This is a genomic window from Spirosoma litoris (genome assembly GCF_054776755.1).
Genome location: NZ_BAAHBI010000040.1, coordinates 25038 through 42975, shown reverse-complemented (window position 1 = coordinate 42975; position 17938 = coordinate 25038). Strand labels below are relative to the sequence as shown.

The following is a 17938-nucleotide window of genomic DNA, read 5'->3' as shown; positions in this document are numbered from 1 at the left end:
GGCATATAGTTTTCCCCGCTCCATGCCCCGTGCTCCTTGCACCCTGTCCGCACGCGTACGAAAAAGTGTCCGATAATGGACATCCGATTTCTTCATATATCGAGAAGATATTGATAAACAACAAGATACGCACTTGGCACGATGATAGAGGGAGTAATTATACCTATCTCAAATTCTACGCAATTTCTGCCGTTTTATGAAAACGCTCTTTACTCTGTTCCTGCTCTCGATTGGTTTCGGTGCAGTAGCCCAACGGTCGTCCAGCAAAAACGTTACGACCGATGGTCGGGAGCTTCGTATTCGTGTTGATATTGAACAACAAGGTCGTTCAGTACATTATAACCGCACATTCAACATCGAAGACATGGACAAAAGCGACGTAAAAGCGCTGGAAACCCATATCATCGATTCGCTGGATCGATTTGTCGATAACCAGGCCAACGATATTCGCCTTAACCGTAAACACGAAGCGCGCGTGAGCAAGAGAAACTCGGAAGTACGGGTGACCTCCTATTCTCATTCCGATGAATCATCGTCGGATCGAATGGAAGCTAATTCCAGCTCGTCACTGTCTCCCAGCGAGGTAGCGCCAACCTCCGTGTTGGTGAAAGAAGATAAAGAAAACGGTCGGCTCTGGATGCAGTATACGTTTGAGAAAGATGGCGAAGAGCTCATTATCGAACGTACGGCTAACGTACTAGGCAAATCGGAGCGCGAAAAGCAAGCCATCATCAAAGAAACCGAACGCAGTTTCGGTATTAAAACAGGAAATCAATAGCATAGGGTAAAGGGCATGGGGCCAGGAGCGCGGATTAAGCTACTCAGTTGGTGTCCGTGTTCCTGGCCCCATGCCCTTTACTTTATATCCTATGCTTCTCAACTACCTAAAAATCGCGTTTCGTAATCTGAGCAAAAACCGCGTGTTTTCGCTCATCAACATTGCGGGTCTGGCCCTCGGTATTGCGGCTTTCGTTCTGATTCTGGAATACATCAGTTTCGAAAAAAGCTACAATCAGTTTCATCAGAATCTGGCCAACACCTACCGCATTCTGTTACAACATCCAGATGGTAAATCCGATGATTACGTGCCATCGGCCATAGCAACAGCGCTGAAAAAACAGTTTAGCGAAGTGAAGGCCGCTTGCCGGATTGCCTCTGTTCAACAGGGCGTGGTTACAGTGCCCGAAACAGGAAGCGCACAGGCAGTACGGTCTTTCCGGGAGACGAACTCACTAAGTGCCGATGGCGATTTCTTCCGTATTTTCTCCTTTCCACTGGTGGCGGGTTCATCTTCGCTATACCAGCCAAACACAGTCGCTATTTCGGAAACTAAGGCCAAAGCCTATTTTGGTGCCGAAAACCCAATTGGCAAAATCCTGACGCTGAATAGTCAGTTTGGCAAATTGCCCTATACGATAGTAGGTGTTTTTGCCGACGTTCCGGCCAATTCCGATTTGCAGTTCGACATCGTCTATTCGCTCAGTACGCTCGACAATGAAGCGAATCGAAACGGGAACGACTGGGCCCGATTAGACCGTTGGGAAGGCTCGTTTTCTCAAACAATGATCCTGCTCGATCCACAAGCCGACCCGGTTGCGTTCGAAGCCAAAGCGAATCAGTTGATTTCGAAGGCGCGACCTAAAACGGCAGAAATTACCCAGCTACAACCCCTCACTTACATACACTTGGGTGATGGCCTAAGCGACGCCCGACCAACCAGCGGTAAAGTTGGTTTTGTGTATATGCTTGGTGGTATTGCCTTTTTGATTCTGGTTATTGCCTGGCTTAACTACATCAACCTGTCGACAGCCGGGGCGCTAAAACGGGCTAAAGAAGTAGGTGTGCGTAAAGTAGTTGGCGCCAATCGGGGGCAAATCATCGGGCAATTTCTTGGCGAATCGCTACTCCTAAATGTACTGGGTCTGGGATTGGCGATTTTGCTAATCACCTTACTCCAAAGTCCATTCAACGAGTTAATTGACAAAAAGTTATCACTGACCTCAATCAGTCAGAGTCCATTATGGATCGTTGGAGCGGGGGCCGTTCTGTTAGGCGCTATTGCCTCGGGTAGCTATGCAGCTTTCGCCCTATCCCGTTTTCCGGTTATCAGCATTGTGAAGAATGCGTTTGTCCGGTCGGGGCAGGGTGTTCGAGTACGGCAGACCCTCGTTGTTTTTCAATTCTCCATCTCCATTGTGCTGATGGTGGCCACGGTTGTTCTGTATCGGCAATTAGCCTTTATGCAGTCTCAAGATTTAGGCATCAACGTCAAGCAATTGCTGGTTATCAAAGGGGCTGACGTAGGGGCCGATTCTGCCCGAAGAGCCGGGAAAACAGCATTCCGCAATGAACTAGCCAGTCTGCCTTATGTCGATGGGTATTGTAATTCGGGGAGTGTACCGGGCGGCTGGTATAATTTTAATTCTGATGGGGTTACGCGATTAAATCCGGTGCCCGGCGATGAAAAGAAAGAGTATGCATTCACGTACAGCGACGACCGTTTTCTACCAACCTACGGCATCAGACTAGCTGCCGGACAGAACTTTACGCCCGAGATGTGCGCCAAAGGAACAGATGCTAATCGGGTTCTGATTAATGAAAAGGCGGCTAAATCACTTGGTTTCGCATCGGCCCAGGAGGCCGTAGGGCAGAAAATAAAATTTGGCAGCGAACTGGAAGTAATCGGCGTTATTCATGACTACCATCACCAGTCACTTCAACAAGCCATTCAGCCTCTGATTATTTACCCCGGCTACCCCGGCTCGAACTACACCATCCGATTGGCCACGGACAACATGCAGGCAAAGATTGGTGAACTGGAGAAGCTTTACAAGCAGCTCTTCCCTGGCAACCCGTTCGAGTATTATTTCGTTGATGAGCATTACAACAAACAATATCAGACCGAACAGCAATATGGCTCTATTTTCAGTCTGGCTTCGGGTCTGGCTATCCTGATCGCCTGTCTAGGTTTGTTTGGTCTGGCTGCGTACGCAACTGAGCAACGCACCAAAGAGATCGGTGTTCGTAAAGTATTGGGCGCATCAGTGGGCAGTATCATTACGCTGCTGTCCGGTGATTTTCTGAAACTGGTGGCGATTGCTATCCTTATCGCATCGCCCATAGCCTGGTACGCTATGAACAATTGGCTCCAGGCATTCGCCTACAAAATTGACATCGAATGGTGGATGTTTGCCATCGCCGGTTTGCTGGCTGTCGGCATTGCCTTATTAACGGTGAGCTTGCAGAGTATAAAAGCCGCGTTGATGAATCCGGTAAAGAGTTTACGGAGTGAGTAGCGTGGAGCCAGGAGTGCGATGCAGGGGTTAGCCATACCGCTCAAAACTAAACGAGCTATTTTTTGCCCCGTTAGGGGCCTAACAGCGCAGCGTCGGTAGTAGAAAAGGCCATATCCGACCACCTTCGTGCCGTTAGGTACGAGACTAGTGGCGTACCTAACGGCACGCAATAACGCTCGGAATCCATTTTTGCGCTACCGACGCTACGCTGTTAAGCCCCTAACGGGGCAGAAAAAATTGCTCGATTTAATACTAAAAACCAATTAGGGATAATTGCGATTAGTTAGTAAAAACCAATACGGCTGGTGTGAGATAACTAAAACAATTCGGCCAGAGGCCAACGAATAATAAGCGCAAGGCCAGAGCCAACGTGGCCCGGCCTTGCGTCATCTATACGTCAGAAAAAAATTTACTTTTTTCTGTAACCTTCCCAACTTCCCGCAGTTTCCAGTCCAAATAACACTAAACCCGACATTAATTCGGTTGAGCTCTCTGACAGATAACGCGCTGATGCTGCAGGTAAAGGCAGGCAATATGGACACGATGGGGCTGCTCTTCGAGCGGTACAATCGTCCCCTACTCGGCTTCCTTTTCCACATGACCAATCAGCGTGAAGCCAGCGAGGATATGGTACAAACGGTGTTCTACCGAATGCTTAAGTACCGACACACGTTCACCGGCGATGGCGAGTTTAGAAGTTGGATGTATCATCTGGCCCGAAACGTACTGGCCGATTACAGTAAACAAAACAAGCGGTCGAACCATAGCTATGATTTGGCCGATGTGGCCGAAAAAATAGGTGGAGGACCAACCGCCGATGAGTCGGTTCAGAAAGAGCAGGAACTGGATATGCTGCATCGGGCGATGGCGAAGTTAAGTGCCGAGAATCGGGAAGTATTGGTACTGAGCCGGTTTCAGGAATTGAAGTACGAGGAAATTGCACGAGTGCTGAATACGACAGAGGGAGCGATAAAAGTACGGGTACACCGGGCAATGAACGAGTTAAAGAAAATTTATCTGACGATTGAGAATGGAAAAACTGCCTATAAACTGTGAACAGACGACCAATCAGCTAACCGACTGGCTCAGCAACCAATTACCGGACGCTGAACGGGTAAGTCTGGAAGCGCATCTGGCGCAGTGCCCAGCCTGTCAGGCAGAAGCCGATTCGACCCGGCAACTTTGGCAACTCATGGGTAACTTGCCTACACCAGAACCGAGTCCAATGGCACGGGTCCGGTTTCAGGCGATGCTGGATACGTATAAGGAAACCGTTACAACAGAACAGGAAAACCCATTTACCCAGTTACTAACGAAACTGCGACAGCTCTGGGCTCCTCAGTACACGTTGCGACTGGCTTATAGTTTGGTTTTGTTAAGTGTTGGACTGGCGGGTGGGTACTGGTTAAACCACGCCAACTCACCCACAGTAGCCTACAAACAACAGATTGACACGCTATCGACGCAGGTGCAGGAAATGCGCCAGATGATGATGCTCTCGCTCTTGGAAAATCCGTCGGCTTCCGAGCGACTTCGGGCGGTGAGCTATACAGAAGAAATCAATCAGGTGGATGAGAAAGTGGTAGAAGCCTTATTGACAACCCTTAACAACGACGATAATGTGAATGTGCGTTTAGTGACGCTGGAAGCCCTCGCCAAACTTGCCGACAATGCCAGAGTGCGGGAAGGTCTGGTGCAATCGATCACCCAACAGGAATCACCCTTAGTTCAGTCAGCGCTGGCCGATGTGATGGTGAAATTACAGGAGAAACGATCCGTGAAGCCCCTCCGGCAACTGCTTCGAGACGACAACCTGAACCACTTAGTAAAAGGTAAAATTGAACAAAGCATTCGGGACTTATCCTGATTAAAGAGTGAAAGAATGAATGAGCGAATGGGCGAAAGAGTGTCCAAGCTCGCCAACTGCTTTTCGCTCATTCATTCTTTCACTCATTCACTCTTTCACTTTATATGTATATGAAACTATTTATGATCCCCGTACTGGCGGGGTTGGTGCTCTCTTGTGCCCAATCGCCAGCAAAAGCTCAGGAATTTAAAGAGCACGTTAGCAAAGAATTCACGGTCTCGAAGGCGCCAACCGCTGCGCTGGCCATTTACAACATCAATGGCTTTATTAAAGTCGAAGGCTATTCGGGCGACAAAGTTGTGATTGAGGTTGATAAATCCATCACGGCGAAAAACAATGCAGATCTGGAAATCGGAAAAAAAGAATTTCAGCTTCAGTTTGGCCAGCAGGGCGATAGTATTGTGGCTTACATCGCTGAACCGTTCGATTCGCGCCCTCGGCGGAGTCGAAACCGGAACAACTGGAATAACAACGATCGGGATATAGAGTATGATTTTACACTCAATTTCACCGTAAAAGTCCCGAACCACATGAATCTGGTTGTGTCGACCGTCAACCACGGGAATGTAACGGTCAAGGATGTAAGCGGAACTCTTAAGGCGCGTAACGTAAATGGGGCCATCACCCTCACGAACGTAAAAGGCACCACAGATGCCCACACGATCAACGGAAACCTCGATGTCGACTACGTGGCGAACCCACCCGAAAACTCCTCCTATTATACCCTCAACGGGAATATCAATGTGAGTTATCCGGCCAACTTATCGGCAGACTTACAATACAAGACTTTCCAGGGTAAGTTCTACACCGATTTCCCCAACACGGAAGTTTTGCCCGTGCAGGCGATTAAAACAACCCAGCAAACCGACGGCGGAACGGTCTACAAACTCAACAAAAACATCGCTATTCGCATCGGCAGTGGCGGCAAGACCTTCAAGTTTGAAACATTTAACGGCAACATTTACATTAAAAAACAATCCTAATGAAAACGATTAACCATCCATTATCCATTATCCATTATTCATTATTTATTCTCCTTCTCAGCCTGGCTCGGCCCGTAGCCGCTCAGAGTGAGGTGAAAGAGCAGTTAGTTGTTCCTTTAAGCGACCCATCTAAACCCGGCAATTTGCGTGTAGGACTCATTAACGGTTCCATTCACGTAATCGGCTATAGCGGCAAAGATGTGGTGATCGACATTGTGGCCAGCCCGAAACGAGGACGGCACGACGATGATGATAATGATCGTTCTGACCGGACAGCTAACGGTATGAAGCGCATTGCAACAGGACTACCCCTTGATGTAAGCGCCGAAGAGAGGAACAACACGATCAAGGTAAACGCCAACACTACCCGGCAAACTATTGATCTGACGATTAAAGTACCACAACGCTTCTCGATGAAAGTGAGCACGGTCAACAATGGTACGATTGAGATTGAAAACGTAAGTGGCAACCTGGAAGTCAATAACGTAAATGGCTATATCCACATGACTAATGTCTCGGGTTCAGCGGTAGCCAATACGGTAAACGGGAACGTAATTGCCACCTTCAAATCCATCGATTCGGACACCCCGATGGCGTTTTCTACCCTGAACGGCAATGTGGATGTTACCTTCCCAGGCAACGTGAAAGCAAACAGCAAACTCAAATCTGACCGGGGCGATATCTACAGCGATTTCGATATCGACGTTGATAAAAGCCAACCCAAAGTGAACCGGACCAACCAGTCGGGCATGTACCAGGTAAAGATTGAGGATTGGGTCTACGGCAAAATCAACGGTGGTGGCCCCGAAGTCATGATGAAAAACATGAACGGGAACATTTATATCCGCAAAGCGAAATAAAAGCCTCTTGCCAAAGACCGAGGATTCATGCTTTTGTCATTCCGACGCAGGAGGAATCCGCTCCGGCGGCCCGGTCAAGCTTGACTAATAAACAACGTTGAGATTCCTCCTGCGTCGGAATGACAAAAAGTAGCTTAGCATTTTCTATACAATCGACATTCATGCGTATCCAGCACCTCTTTTTTGCTCTCTGTTTTCTCCTACTCACAACCAGGCTGGCCTCTGGGCAAGTGAATAATACCACCCCAGAAACGGCTATTCAGCAATTGGGAACGGCGTTTGTTCGGGAGAAAACACACGTAGGCTTATCGATTGGTATTATTCGAAACGGGAAGACGTCGTTCTACAATTTTGGCACGACGGAGAAAGGGAAAAATCTAGTACCGACGCAGCATACGATTTACGAGATTGGCTCGATCACCAAAACATTCGGAAGTCTGTTGCTGGCGAAAGCTGTACTCGAAAAGCGTGCGAAACTCGATGATGACATTCGCCAATACCTCGACGGCGATTACCCGAATCTGGCCTACGAAGGCAAACCTATTCGATTAGTCAATCTGACCAACTGGACATCCGAACTACCCGATAACTTTCCCAATCAGCCAGATCGTTTCAAACAGGTTAATCCTGATTCGGTTCCGTTTCGGATTGTGAACGAGTTAAGCCACTATACCAAGCAGGATTTCTTTAACGATCTGCATGCGGTAAAGCTCAAGGCAGCTCCCGGTCAGAATCCACGGCATTGCAATGTGGCGGCTCAATTGGTGGGTTACATTCTGGAGAAAATCTACCAGATGCCCTATGAGGAGCTCATCCGGAAACAAGTGGAAGAGCCTCTTCAGATGCAAAATACGTTTGGGCCGATTCCTTCCGACCTGTTTGCCAAAGGCTACGATGGCAAAGGGAACCCAATGCCTGCCTTCACCATGAAAGCGATGCAAGCCGCCGGTGGTCTTCGTTACAGCGCCACCGATCTGCTGAAATACGCAGCCTATCAACTGGACGAACGCAACAAAGCGGTGCAGCTAACTCACCAATTAACCTGGGGTGATCCTGGCAATCAGGCTTTTGGGCTAAACTGGTTCCTTCACAAAACCATCGATAGCAAACGACAAGTTGAGCACTCAGGGGGTACGTTCGGATTTGCAAGTTATTGCGACCTCTATCCGGATCAAAAAGTAGGGCTCGTACTGCTCGCTAATGACGCCGATCAGGCAACCCAATACCAACTCGGCGAATTGTCTAAGAAAATTATGGAAGCCTTTTATGGCGAGCCAGTTGCCCTGACGATGCTAAATGCTGAGCTAAAAAAGCGAGGTTATGCACAGATTGTCAGCGTGGTAAAGGACGTCCAGAAAAAACACCCGGAACTTTATCTCAACGAAAATTATGTCAATAACTGGGGGTATTCGCTGGCGGGTCAAAACAAACTACAGGAAGCTCTTGAGATTTTCAAACTGAACGTCAGTCTCTATCCAAAAGGCTGGAATACCTATGATAGTCTGGCCGAAACCTACGACCGAATCGGCAACCGCAAGCTGGCCATCGAGAATTATAAACACTCGCTGGTCTTGAATCCGCAGAATACGAATGCCATCGACTATCTCAAAAAAGTTGGTGAGCTAACCGGGAAGTAGCAAAGGCACAAACAGTCTCCGGCTACTTTGGCGATCCGTGACCATTAAGTGATAAAAAATCAAACAACCTGAGATTGTTTGTGCCCTCCACGCAACCCGCCTGCGGGAAACTGCATCTTTACTGCAACTAGCAAGCCTCTAAAACCAGACGCCCCATGAATGCCTGGCTCATCTCTGCTCTTCTGCTCTTTCCATCGGAGCTTATTTACCCGAAGCGTTACACCGCACTGGTTACGCTTCCGATAAAGGCGTCGACAGATAACCCGCTGAAAAATTCGGTCGATACAATTGTTGAGCAAGCTGCTCAGCAATTCATGACAGCGCCCGAAGCTGTTGGCCTCTCGGTAGGTATTTTGAAGGATGGCAAAACGTACGTGTACAATTATGGTACGGTTGACAAAGGCAAACAGCAGCTCCCAACCGCCCAAACGATTTATCCAATTGCCTCCATTAGCAAGACGTTTACGGGTGCCTTATTAGCCCAGGCCGTTGTGGAAAAACGAGTGAAACTGGGGGATGATATCCGTAAATATCTGACAGGAAGTTATCCTAATCTGGAATATAACGGCCAGCCCATCCGGCTCTTTCATTTGCTGAATCACCGGTCGGGTTTGCCGTTTCTGTTGCCCGATGTTCCCGATGCGTTTGCCAATACCGCCATACCTTCCTCGGCCATTGCCACCGAACTCCTCCAGCATTATACCCGAGCCGATTTCTACGACGATCTGCATAAGGTGAAACTGGATGCGATGCCGGGCAATATGTTTAAATATTCGAATGCAGGGGCTCAGTTGCTGGGCTATATTTTAGAGCGCGTTTATAACCAATCGTTCGAAGAACTTGTGCGTCTGAAACTAACTCAGCCACTGGGCATGAGCGATACCAAAATTGAGCTGACGCCAGCCGAAGAAGCTGACTTTGCGAAAGGATACAATTGCGATGGCCTTCAGATGCCACCTGTTCCGGATCAACTCCAGGGTGCCGGTTCACTGAAATCGACCGTAGCCGATATGCTGAACTACATCCAATGGAATGTGACCGAAGAAACAGAAGCCGCCAAGTTAACCCACCGACCAACCTGGGGCGATGTCGACCGGTATTCGTCCGGGTTGAACTGGCAAATGCTGAAAGCGTCCGGTTATCGGGCTATCTGGCAGGACGGCAACATTCCCGGTTATAGCAGTTTATGCGTCAATTATCCCGAATTGAAGATGGGCGTTGTAATTCTCTCGAACGAGTGTGATCGTAAGACCGCGTCCCGCATTACGACGCTGGTTAATCAGATTACCAAAGCGATGGACGAGCGGGCGGTTATGTTGCCGAATTGATTGATTTCCATACTGTCCGTTCGTAGTGGTATAGGGTAAAACTAGCTACGTGAGATATTTTTGTCATCCCGACCGGTCCGCCGGTCGGGATGACAAAAATCCATTAACTTGGGGCATCAATTTACCGGTTCATCATCTGCCCCAAACAGACCTACGTATGGAACCCAGCAACATCCATAAAGAAGACATCAAACAAGAGGTGTTTGACCTCTACGATGATTATGCCCACAACCGCATTGACCGGCGCGATTTTGTACAAAAACTGTCGGTCTATGAGTGGGCGGGATTACTGTAGCCTCGCTGATGAGTTTCCTGATGCCTGATTACCAGGGAGCGATTCAAATAAAAGCCGACGATCCTCGCCTGGAATCTGACTATGTCAATTATCCGTCGCCCAAAGGTGGCGGTACGATCAAAGCCTTATTATCGAAGCCGAAGGGTACGACCAAGAAAATCGGAAGTATCATCGTCGTTCATGAAAATCGGGGATTAAATCCGCACATCGCCGATGTGGCCCGGAGAGCCGCTCTGGCAGGATTCGTTTCCATTGCTCCCGACGCATTAAGTCCATTGGGTGGCTACCCGGGTACTGATGATGAAGGGCGCGCCCTCCAGAGCAAACGAGATCGCAATGAAATGCTAGAGGATTTTATTGCTGCCTTCGACTATCTAAAAAAGGATAAAGATTGCAATGGTAAAATTGGCGTTGTTGGTTTTTGCTTCGGTGGGTGGATTGCCAATATGATGGCCGTACGCATTCCGGATTTAGCAGCCGCTGTACCATTTTACGGTGGTCAGCCAGCAGCCGACGATGTTCCTAAAATAAAAGCTCCTCTACTGTTACAGTACGGCGAACTGGATAAAGGCGTCAATGCGGGTTGGCCAGCCTACGAAGAGGCTCTAAAAAAGAACAATAAAGAATACACGGCTTACATCTACCCGAATGCCAATCACGGCTTTCATAACGATACAACGCCCCGTTACGATAAAGCCGCGGCCGAATTGGCCTGGCAGCGTACAATTGATTTTTTCAAAGCAAAGCTGACGTAACGGCTGGGAGCCATTGAGGCACCTCCCTGCCCAAAATATCCAGTTTTCTATACGAATTTTCCTGTCCGCTACTGAACGCACAATGTCCGAAATCGGACATTGTGCGTTCTTTTTATTTATATAACAAATTATTTATCAGCGACTTACTCTTACTGGTATAACATTTGGGCGATTATGGGATTATGAGCTAAAATCTATACTGTCAATCACTTATTCTTGTCCTAAAACTATGTCATACATCGCCATTCCCATCTCTTCGCTGCCTGGCAAACAGGACATCGAAATCGACGTGACCATCAACGGTCAGAAGCAGGCGCTGCACTACCGGGTCGAACTATTTTACTGGGGTGATTGCCGGGTTCCAACCTTTGACCGGGTGGAATGCATTCGCCAATTACTGGCCGATTATGACCAGGACTGGACGCTTTATTACATTGGCTCCCCAACCGATGAGTTTGTGCCCATCACGTTCGTGAAGCGAGAAGATTTAGTGAAGCAACGAACACTGCTGAGGGCTAGATAAATGCTAAAAATTTACTAACCAATGGAGATAGGATAATCCCACTTATTTTTGCGCTTACCACCTAGAGTCGCGAGCTATTTTTGGAGGACTTTCGCACAAAACCGTGGCACGGTTTTGTGCGAAAGTCCTGTTTAGGTTAATTTATGAAAGCGATACTGGTGATTTTGGGCGTATTTCTAGGACTTCGAACGCTACCGACACACGCTCAGCAAGGTTTGAAAGGGGAGTATTACACCGGAACGAATTTCGAACATAAAGTTTTCACCCGCATTGATCCCGCCATCAGTTTCGACTGGCCAAAGCGCAATTTCAGTTGGTTACAAAGCACTCCGGGGCCGGGAATGCCCAAATCTTATTACTCCATTCGCTGGACGGGTAAACTAATGGCACCCATGTCGGGCGTTTATACGTTCAATGCGAAAGTAGATGATGGGATTCGGGTATGGGTTGGAAATAAAAAGGTAATAGATTCCTGGCAGTTGAATGATTCGAATCATTTTAGTGGCCGGGTTATTCTGGAAGCTGGCAAGTTCTACGATTTGCGAGTCGATTATTTTAACGATATGCTCGGCGGTGCAATAGACCTGCTATGGCTATTACCTAATGCTCCAAAACTCATTTTCAACGGTGTCAGTAACCCCGGCGAGTCCATAACCGCCCAATATTTCTTTCAAAAGGCACCACCCGAACGAGTCACCGTACTCAACGAATCAATCAAGCCCGTCCTGCCTATACCCAAACCGGCTAAGATTACTCCCAAACGCTCTAAATCGATTATTTCTAAACCTGCGCCTAGCATATCCTTGCCGCTCGACCGAAAGTCAGTGGCAAGGACTAAGCCCACAGTCAATACAGTTCCTCAAGCAACTCCTCCATTAGCGCCAACACCAAACCCGTTCGATGGTCATAAATCGGGCGAGACGTTTGCGTTGCGTCAGGTTCAGTTTGCACAAAGCAGCTATGTATTGTTGCCAGAATCATCAGCAGAGCTAGATCAACTTGTGGCCGCTCTACAAGCAAATCCACATTGGCGCATCAACGTAGCGGGACATACAGATAACGTCGGCGACCCAAGGCTGAATCTGGCATTATCTGAAAATCGAGCTAAAGTTGTTATGACTTACTTAATTCGGCATGGCGTTGCCGAAGATCGCCTTACCGCTACCGGATACGGCGGCACGCGCCCCATTGCCAATAATGAGATTGAAAGCGAACGGAGTAAAAACCGGCGGGTAGAGATTACAATTCGATAAGGAAGCTGGTAGAAGGTGCAAATAAGCGGAAAGCCTTAGTTTATCTCTAAACATAGAGTCATAAAGAGCACAGAGGTATAGCCAACATTTCGCAAGTCAGCAAAACTGAATAGTTTTTTTGTCATTCCAACGTCAGGAGGAATCTCAAGCTTATATATTAGTCAAGCTTGAGATTCCTCCTGACGTTGGAATGACAAAAAGTAAGCCTAGAATTTCCTATAGAAGGAAAAGCTTAAGCAACATTAACAAATACTATTTATAAACAGCGGGTGCCTCAAACGTAGCGGGTACTGGTTTTGGGGCGTTTGCGTTGGAGTTCAATTCATTTTGTGGGTAAATGAACCGCCAGGGCAGTTGCGTACCATTGTTCGGCGTTAGTTTGATACCATACGCTTCGGCACGGGTCCGGCGCTCATCATCCCAGCCAATGTGTTGACCGTAGAACGACACATAACGCTCTTCCAGAATTTCCCGCAGCAGCGCGTTATCAGCCGTGATGCCATCGGCATTTTCAATACCACCAGCCTCAAAATCAGCTGCTACGTAGGGATCATATTTGTACGCACCAGCGGTCAGATAAGCCGCATTAATATTACCCCCCGTATTCAACCAGGCCCGATACGCGTTCAGATGGCCAAGCGCCGTTGCAAAACCTTTGCCTGAACGCAAGGCCGTCTCGGCAAGTGTCAAAATATTCTCCTGATACGTAACCAGCGGGAAACTAGCTGTTTGCGCAAAGAAACCCGTTGTCCCCGTTGTGTTCGGCTCAATTTTACCAGGGCTGTTGACACCAACTTCCAGGTAATAAAACTTGAACCGGGCTGTCTCAATCGTTTTCGAGTTTCCTCTGTATTTAGCGCTTGTCGGGTTCAGAATCGTCGTGTTATACGCACCGACTGCGTTTATGTCGCCAGTTCGAGAACTAGCCAGAAAGGAGAAATACGCATTCTGGTTTACGTTGGCAGTATTGCCATGTGGCGCATAGAGCGAATTAGCATACGTACTCACTCCTGTTTGAGCCGTTGTATAGGCAGCATCATATTGTTTCAGATCGGTCTGTAACCGGGCTTTCAGGGTATAAGCAACCTGCGTCCATTTCGTCGCATCGCCCCCAAAATGAATATCCTCCGATGTAACAGTACCAACCCCTGATTTTAGATCGGCAATTGCGTCGTCCAGCAGGGCGAGAAGTTTTGTATACACCGTTGCCTGAGGCTCAAACGCCGGACTGGGGTATTTAATAATATCACCTGCCTGATCGAATGGAATATCACCCCAGAGTTGTGTCCCCGTAGCTAAAGCATTGGCCCGTAGAATTTTAGCAATAGCGGCCATTTTACGGTTCCCGAGTGCGTTGGCTTTCTCAATGGTAAGCAGAGCGTTGGCGTTAGTTGCCTGGTAAACCAGATTCCAGTCGGCATCATAGATCCCGGCGGTCACGTTGTAATTGTAATAATCCAGCCATTGCCGGTCAGCACCAGACGCATAGCCGTCCCAGATGGTTGTCAGTCGACTAGCCATGCCTTCCTGTGTGGCCATGTTGGCAATCTCGGTACCGGTAAGCAGCAGGCTACCCGTTGAGGCAGTCGGGTTGTTGGGGTCAACGTTCAGGTTTTCGACAATAGACGAACAGGAGAAGAACTGGAGTCCAATCAAAAGAGCAAAAACTGATCTATGTATGTGTTTCATAGTAATACTGATCGAAATTAGATGAAACCGATTCTACTGGATTCTGTTGATTCTCTTGTTTCTGATAAAGCATCAACAGAATTCAAAGAATCAACAGAATCTGATTTTTTTCGTGAGAATTAGTAATTGATTTTTATGCTGAACAGCAATGACTTTGTATTCGGGCTGTTGAAGTAGTCCTGTCCGCGTGAGTTGCTGGCCCCGTTAAGCGCTGTTTCTGGGTCAATACCCACCATTTTGGTCCACAGAACCGGGTTACGCCCCGTCACCGTTACATCGATCGATTGCAATTTGGTTTTCTTACGGAAGCCCGGCGAGCTGATCGAGTAGCCTAACGAAATCTCGCGGATACGAGTCCAGCTGGCATCGGTAATAAACTGCTCTACCAGCGTACTGAAGCCACCACCAATAGAGGTATAATAGGATTGGTCGAGCAATACAGGACCAGCGCCAAAGTCCTGAATGTTACCCCGAACGGTACTTCCGGCGGCTATGGTTTTACCCGCGTAGTTCTTCAGGTCTTTCGTTAGTGTTACTTCGTTACCTACATCGGCATGCGTACCGAAGTTATAAAGAACACCCCGTGTACCGTTGTAGAAATCGCCCCCCTGGAAGGTCTCAAAAAGAACGTTCAGCGAAAGCTTTTTGTACGATAAGTTCGTACCGAAACCACCCCGATAATCTGGGTTCGGATCGCCGATAACGCCGAACTGAGAAGCCACTTGTGGGAAACCATTGGCGTTCAGATTGAGCGCGCCTGATTCAGTACGCAGGTAGGTACCACCGTAGAGCGACGACATGGCATAACCTACTTTTGCTACTGTACTGGCCGTGCTGCTGAAACCACCCAAGGTAATGATATCCGTACCAGCCAGGTTAGTTACCCGGTTGATGTTCCGGCTCAGGTTACCAAACACATTCCAGTTAAATCCTTTCTTGTTCAGGATGTTGTAGTGCAGCTCCAACTCCCACCCTTTATTGGTCATCGAACCCGCGTTGGTGTATTTCGAGGTGTAACCTGTCGAACCGGCTGTCGCGACGTTCAGCAAGAGGTTGGTAATTTCGTTGGAGTAATAGGTGAAACCTGCCGTTAATCGGTTGTTCAGGAAGCGCAGATCGGTACCCAATTCATATTCTGTTTTCCGTTCAGGCTGCAGGAATGGGTCGCCCTGGGTAGCATTTCGAACATAAGCGCCGTTACCATACCCCGAACCGCTAAGTGTATTGGCCCAGCTGCTAAACGACGCATTTACGTAGGTCGTTGTGTTTCTGTAGGCATCGGGTTGAACCCCCACTGTACCATAGGAAGCGCGCAGTTTACCAAACGACAGCACTGGATTGTCGCGCAGAACAGGCAATTGTGTAAACTGCCAGGCCACGTCGGCCGATGGATAGTAGAATGTCGATTTCGTTTGGCTACCGAATGTAGAACCCGACTCACCCGCCAACGAGGCATTTAAAAATACCTGGTTGTAGAAGCCAAGGTTCAATGTCGAATACATCCGGGCCATCCGGCGATGCGTGGTTGTCCGGTAAGGTGCATCATTGGATGTCAGTGAGTTACCAAAGTTGGCGGGTGCATCCGGAATGATGAATGTATTCATCGTACCACCGATATTGAGGTATTTCCGGTCGTTCACGTTGAAGCCTACGATCAGCGTACTCGTGATATTCTTACCGAAATCTTTGAAGATACGCCCGATGACATCGCCGTTCATCTCCGATTCTTTGTAGATGTTCTCCTCGTAGCTTCCCAAACCGCTGTTGACCGCCGAGTTGACCGGATAGTTCGTAATCCGGTGATCGGTGTTGGCATCAATACCTCCACGGACTGTAACATCGAACCAGCTCGCTGGCGTAATGAGCAATTCTGAACTCATAATGAAACGATCCACTTCCGAGAAGTTAGTTAGCTGATTGATAGCCCACAACGGATCGTTATAGATTGGGTTTGCCAAGGCTCCCAGATAGTTCCGGTACGAACGTTGCCGATTGGGAATAGCACTAGCCGTGGGCGATGAGAAGTAGTTACCGATATAATCGCGGCTGTCGAAATCAGGAGCCGAACGCAGATAACCAATATAAAGACCGTTTACACTGTTACTACGCTGAATCCGGTTCGAGGTTGTCCGGGCGTAAGTCGCGTTGGTAGACGCTTTGATAATATCGTTGAACCGGCGTTCGGAGTTGAACCGGAGCGTTGTCCGATTGTAATCGCTTTGGCCGTTGATGATACCTTTCTGGCGCAGATCGCCAATGCTCAAATAGAAGTTGCCTTTTTCGTTACCACCACTGACAGACAGGTTATTATCAATGTAGGTACCTGTCCGGAAGACGGCATCCTTACGGGCGTCGTTATAGGTTTCTTTCGAGTTTTTCGTAATAATTGGGTAGTACGTCTTTCCGCTATAAGCCTCAAAACGAGCACCGTTCAGGTTAACCACATCATCGCCACCGGCCCGATTGGCAATCTTGTCGCCCCAGGAGTTAGCAACGGTTGGGTTATACACACCATCCGACCCCTGGCCATAACTGCTCTGCAAAGGGTGCAATAAATTCGGTTTATCGAACGAAACGGTCGTGCTGTACGAAATATTGACCTTATCGCTATTAGCCCCTTTTTTGGTCGTAATAACGATTACACCATTGGCCGCCCGCGATCCCCACAAAGCGGCTGCCGACGCTCCTTTCAGGATTTGCATCGACGCAATGTCTTCGGGGTTAATGTCGTTCAGACGAGACTGTTGCGTAACCCCAGCTGCGCCATCGCCCAGCGTCGAATTACTGATGGGAATACCATCCACAATAACCAGCGGTTGCGTAGTACCCGTAATGGTATTCTGTCCCCGAATCTGGATGTAGGAACCCGCCCCAGGGTCGCCCGCCGATTTGGTAATCTGAACGCCAGCCGCCTTCCCCGACATACCATTGATTACGCCCGTTTCGCCGGAGCGAACGATGTCTTTCGCTTCAATTTTCGAGGCTGTCGCACCCCGTTTATCGGCGTTCTCCTTAAAACCTAACGCACTGACAATCACTTCGTCCAGCGAAGTTTCGTCGTGTTGTAATTTAACTGTAATGGTGCTCTGATTGCCAATAGGCACCTCAGTAGTTTTCATGCCGATGAAGGAGTAAATCAGAACGCCGTTTTTTAACAAATTTTCGGGAACACTTATAGAATAAGCCCCTTCTGCATTAGTCGATGCACCAATATTGGTGCCTTTAATCACGACGTTTACACCGGGCACGGCCCCGTTGTCGTCGCCTGATGTAACAATCCCTTTAATGACCCGGCTCTGGGCAAAGAGCTGTACAGGTACATAAAGAGCTAAAAACAACATGAGTAGTAAACTTCTGTTTCGCATCTCACTTTACGTTAGGTTATAAAAAGAAAAAATTACAGGTGAATACAGCAACTGATCAGTCGTTGTAGCAACGGGTACGTACTTTAT

12 protein-coding genes and 1 pseudogene are annotated in these 17938 nt (G+C 48.3%); 11 read left to right on the top strand and 2 right to left on the bottom strand.

The window, feature by feature from the left end; translation table 11 throughout:
* Positions 1–196: 196 nt before the first annotated feature.
* From ACYVGR_RS24750 to ACYVGR_RS24700, 11 genes and pseudogenes are all read left to right on the top strand, one after another.
* Entirely contained in the window at positions 197–778 is a 582-nt protein-coding gene (locus ACYVGR_RS24750) for a hypothetical protein (protein WP_460961799.1), read from the top strand.
* Positions 779–869: 91 nt separating this feature from the next.
* Positions 870–3296, top strand: a complete 2427-nt coding sequence (locus tag ACYVGR_RS24745) for an ABC transporter permease (protein ID WP_460961797.1) — start codon at positions 870–872, stop codon at positions 3294–3296.
* 510 nt (positions 3297–3806) lie between these two features.
* A complete protein-coding gene (locus ACYVGR_RS24740) occupies positions 3807–4352 on the top strand; it encodes an RNA polymerase sigma factor (protein WP_182464582.1) in 546 nt (181 codons plus the stop codon).
* On the top strand, positions 4327–5163 hold the full coding sequence (locus ACYVGR_RS24735) for a HEAT repeat domain-containing protein (RefSeq protein ID WP_460961795.1): 837 nt from the start codon (positions 4327–4329) through the stop codon (positions 5161–5163). Before ACYVGR_RS24740 ends, ACYVGR_RS24735 begins: the two co-directional genes overlap by 26 nt.
* A 110-nt stretch (positions 5164–5273) precedes the next feature.
* Positions 5274–6146, top strand: a complete 873-nt coding sequence (locus ACYVGR_RS24730) for a DUF4097 family beta strand repeat-containing protein (protein WP_460961793.1) — start codon at positions 5274–5276, stop codon at positions 6144–6146.
* Positions 6146–7006, top strand: coding sequence for a DUF4097 family beta strand repeat-containing protein (locus tag ACYVGR_RS24725; protein WP_460961791.1), 861 nt, complete (start codon positions 6146–6148; stop codon positions 7004–7006). The genes ACYVGR_RS24730 and ACYVGR_RS24725 overlap by 1 nt, the downstream gene beginning before the upstream one ends.
* A 161-nt stretch (positions 7007–7167) precedes the next feature.
* Positions 7168–8643, top strand: coding sequence for a serine hydrolase (locus ACYVGR_RS24720; RefSeq protein ID WP_460961789.1), 1476 nt, complete (start codon positions 7168–7170; stop codon positions 8641–8643).
* 155 nt (positions 8644–8798) lie between these two features.
* Positions 8799–9971, top strand: a complete 1173-nt coding sequence (locus ACYVGR_RS24715; RefSeq protein ID WP_460961787.1) for a serine hydrolase domain-containing protein — start codon at positions 8799–8801, stop codon at positions 9969–9971.
* Positions 9972–10128: 157 nt separating this feature from the next.
* Positions 10129–11021 (top strand): annotated as a pseudogene (locus ACYVGR_RS24710) (dienelactone hydrolase family protein).
* A gap of 229 nt (positions 11022–11250) precedes the next feature.
* Positions 11251–11544 carry a hypothetical protein gene (locus ACYVGR_RS24705; RefSeq protein ID WP_157587750.1) on the top strand — a complete coding sequence of 98 codons (294 nt, stop codon included), beginning with the start codon at positions 11251–11253 and terminating at the stop codon, positions 11542–11544.
* Between the two features lie 143 nt (positions 11545–11687).
* The gene (locus ACYVGR_RS24700; protein WP_460961784.1) at positions 11688–12797 is read left to right on the top strand and encodes a PA14 domain-containing protein; all 1110 of its coding nucleotides are present in this window, start codon (positions 11688–11690) and stop codon (positions 12795–12797) included.
* Between the two features lie 252 nt (positions 12798–13049).
* Here ACYVGR_RS24700 and ACYVGR_RS24695 read toward each other — a convergent pair whose 3' ends face one another.
* Positions 13050–14486, bottom strand: coding sequence for a SusD/RagB family nutrient-binding outer membrane lipoprotein (locus ACYVGR_RS24695; protein ID WP_460961782.1), 1437 nt, complete (start codon positions 14484–14486; stop codon positions 13050–13052).
* Positions 14487–14605: 119 nt separating this feature from the next.
* Positions 14606–17851: a SusC/RagA family TonB-linked outer membrane protein gene (locus ACYVGR_RS24690; RefSeq protein ID WP_460961780.1), complete on the bottom strand. Its 3246-nt coding sequence runs from the start codon at positions 17849–17851 to the stop codon at positions 14606–14608.
* Positions 17852–17938: the final 87 nt, after the last annotated feature.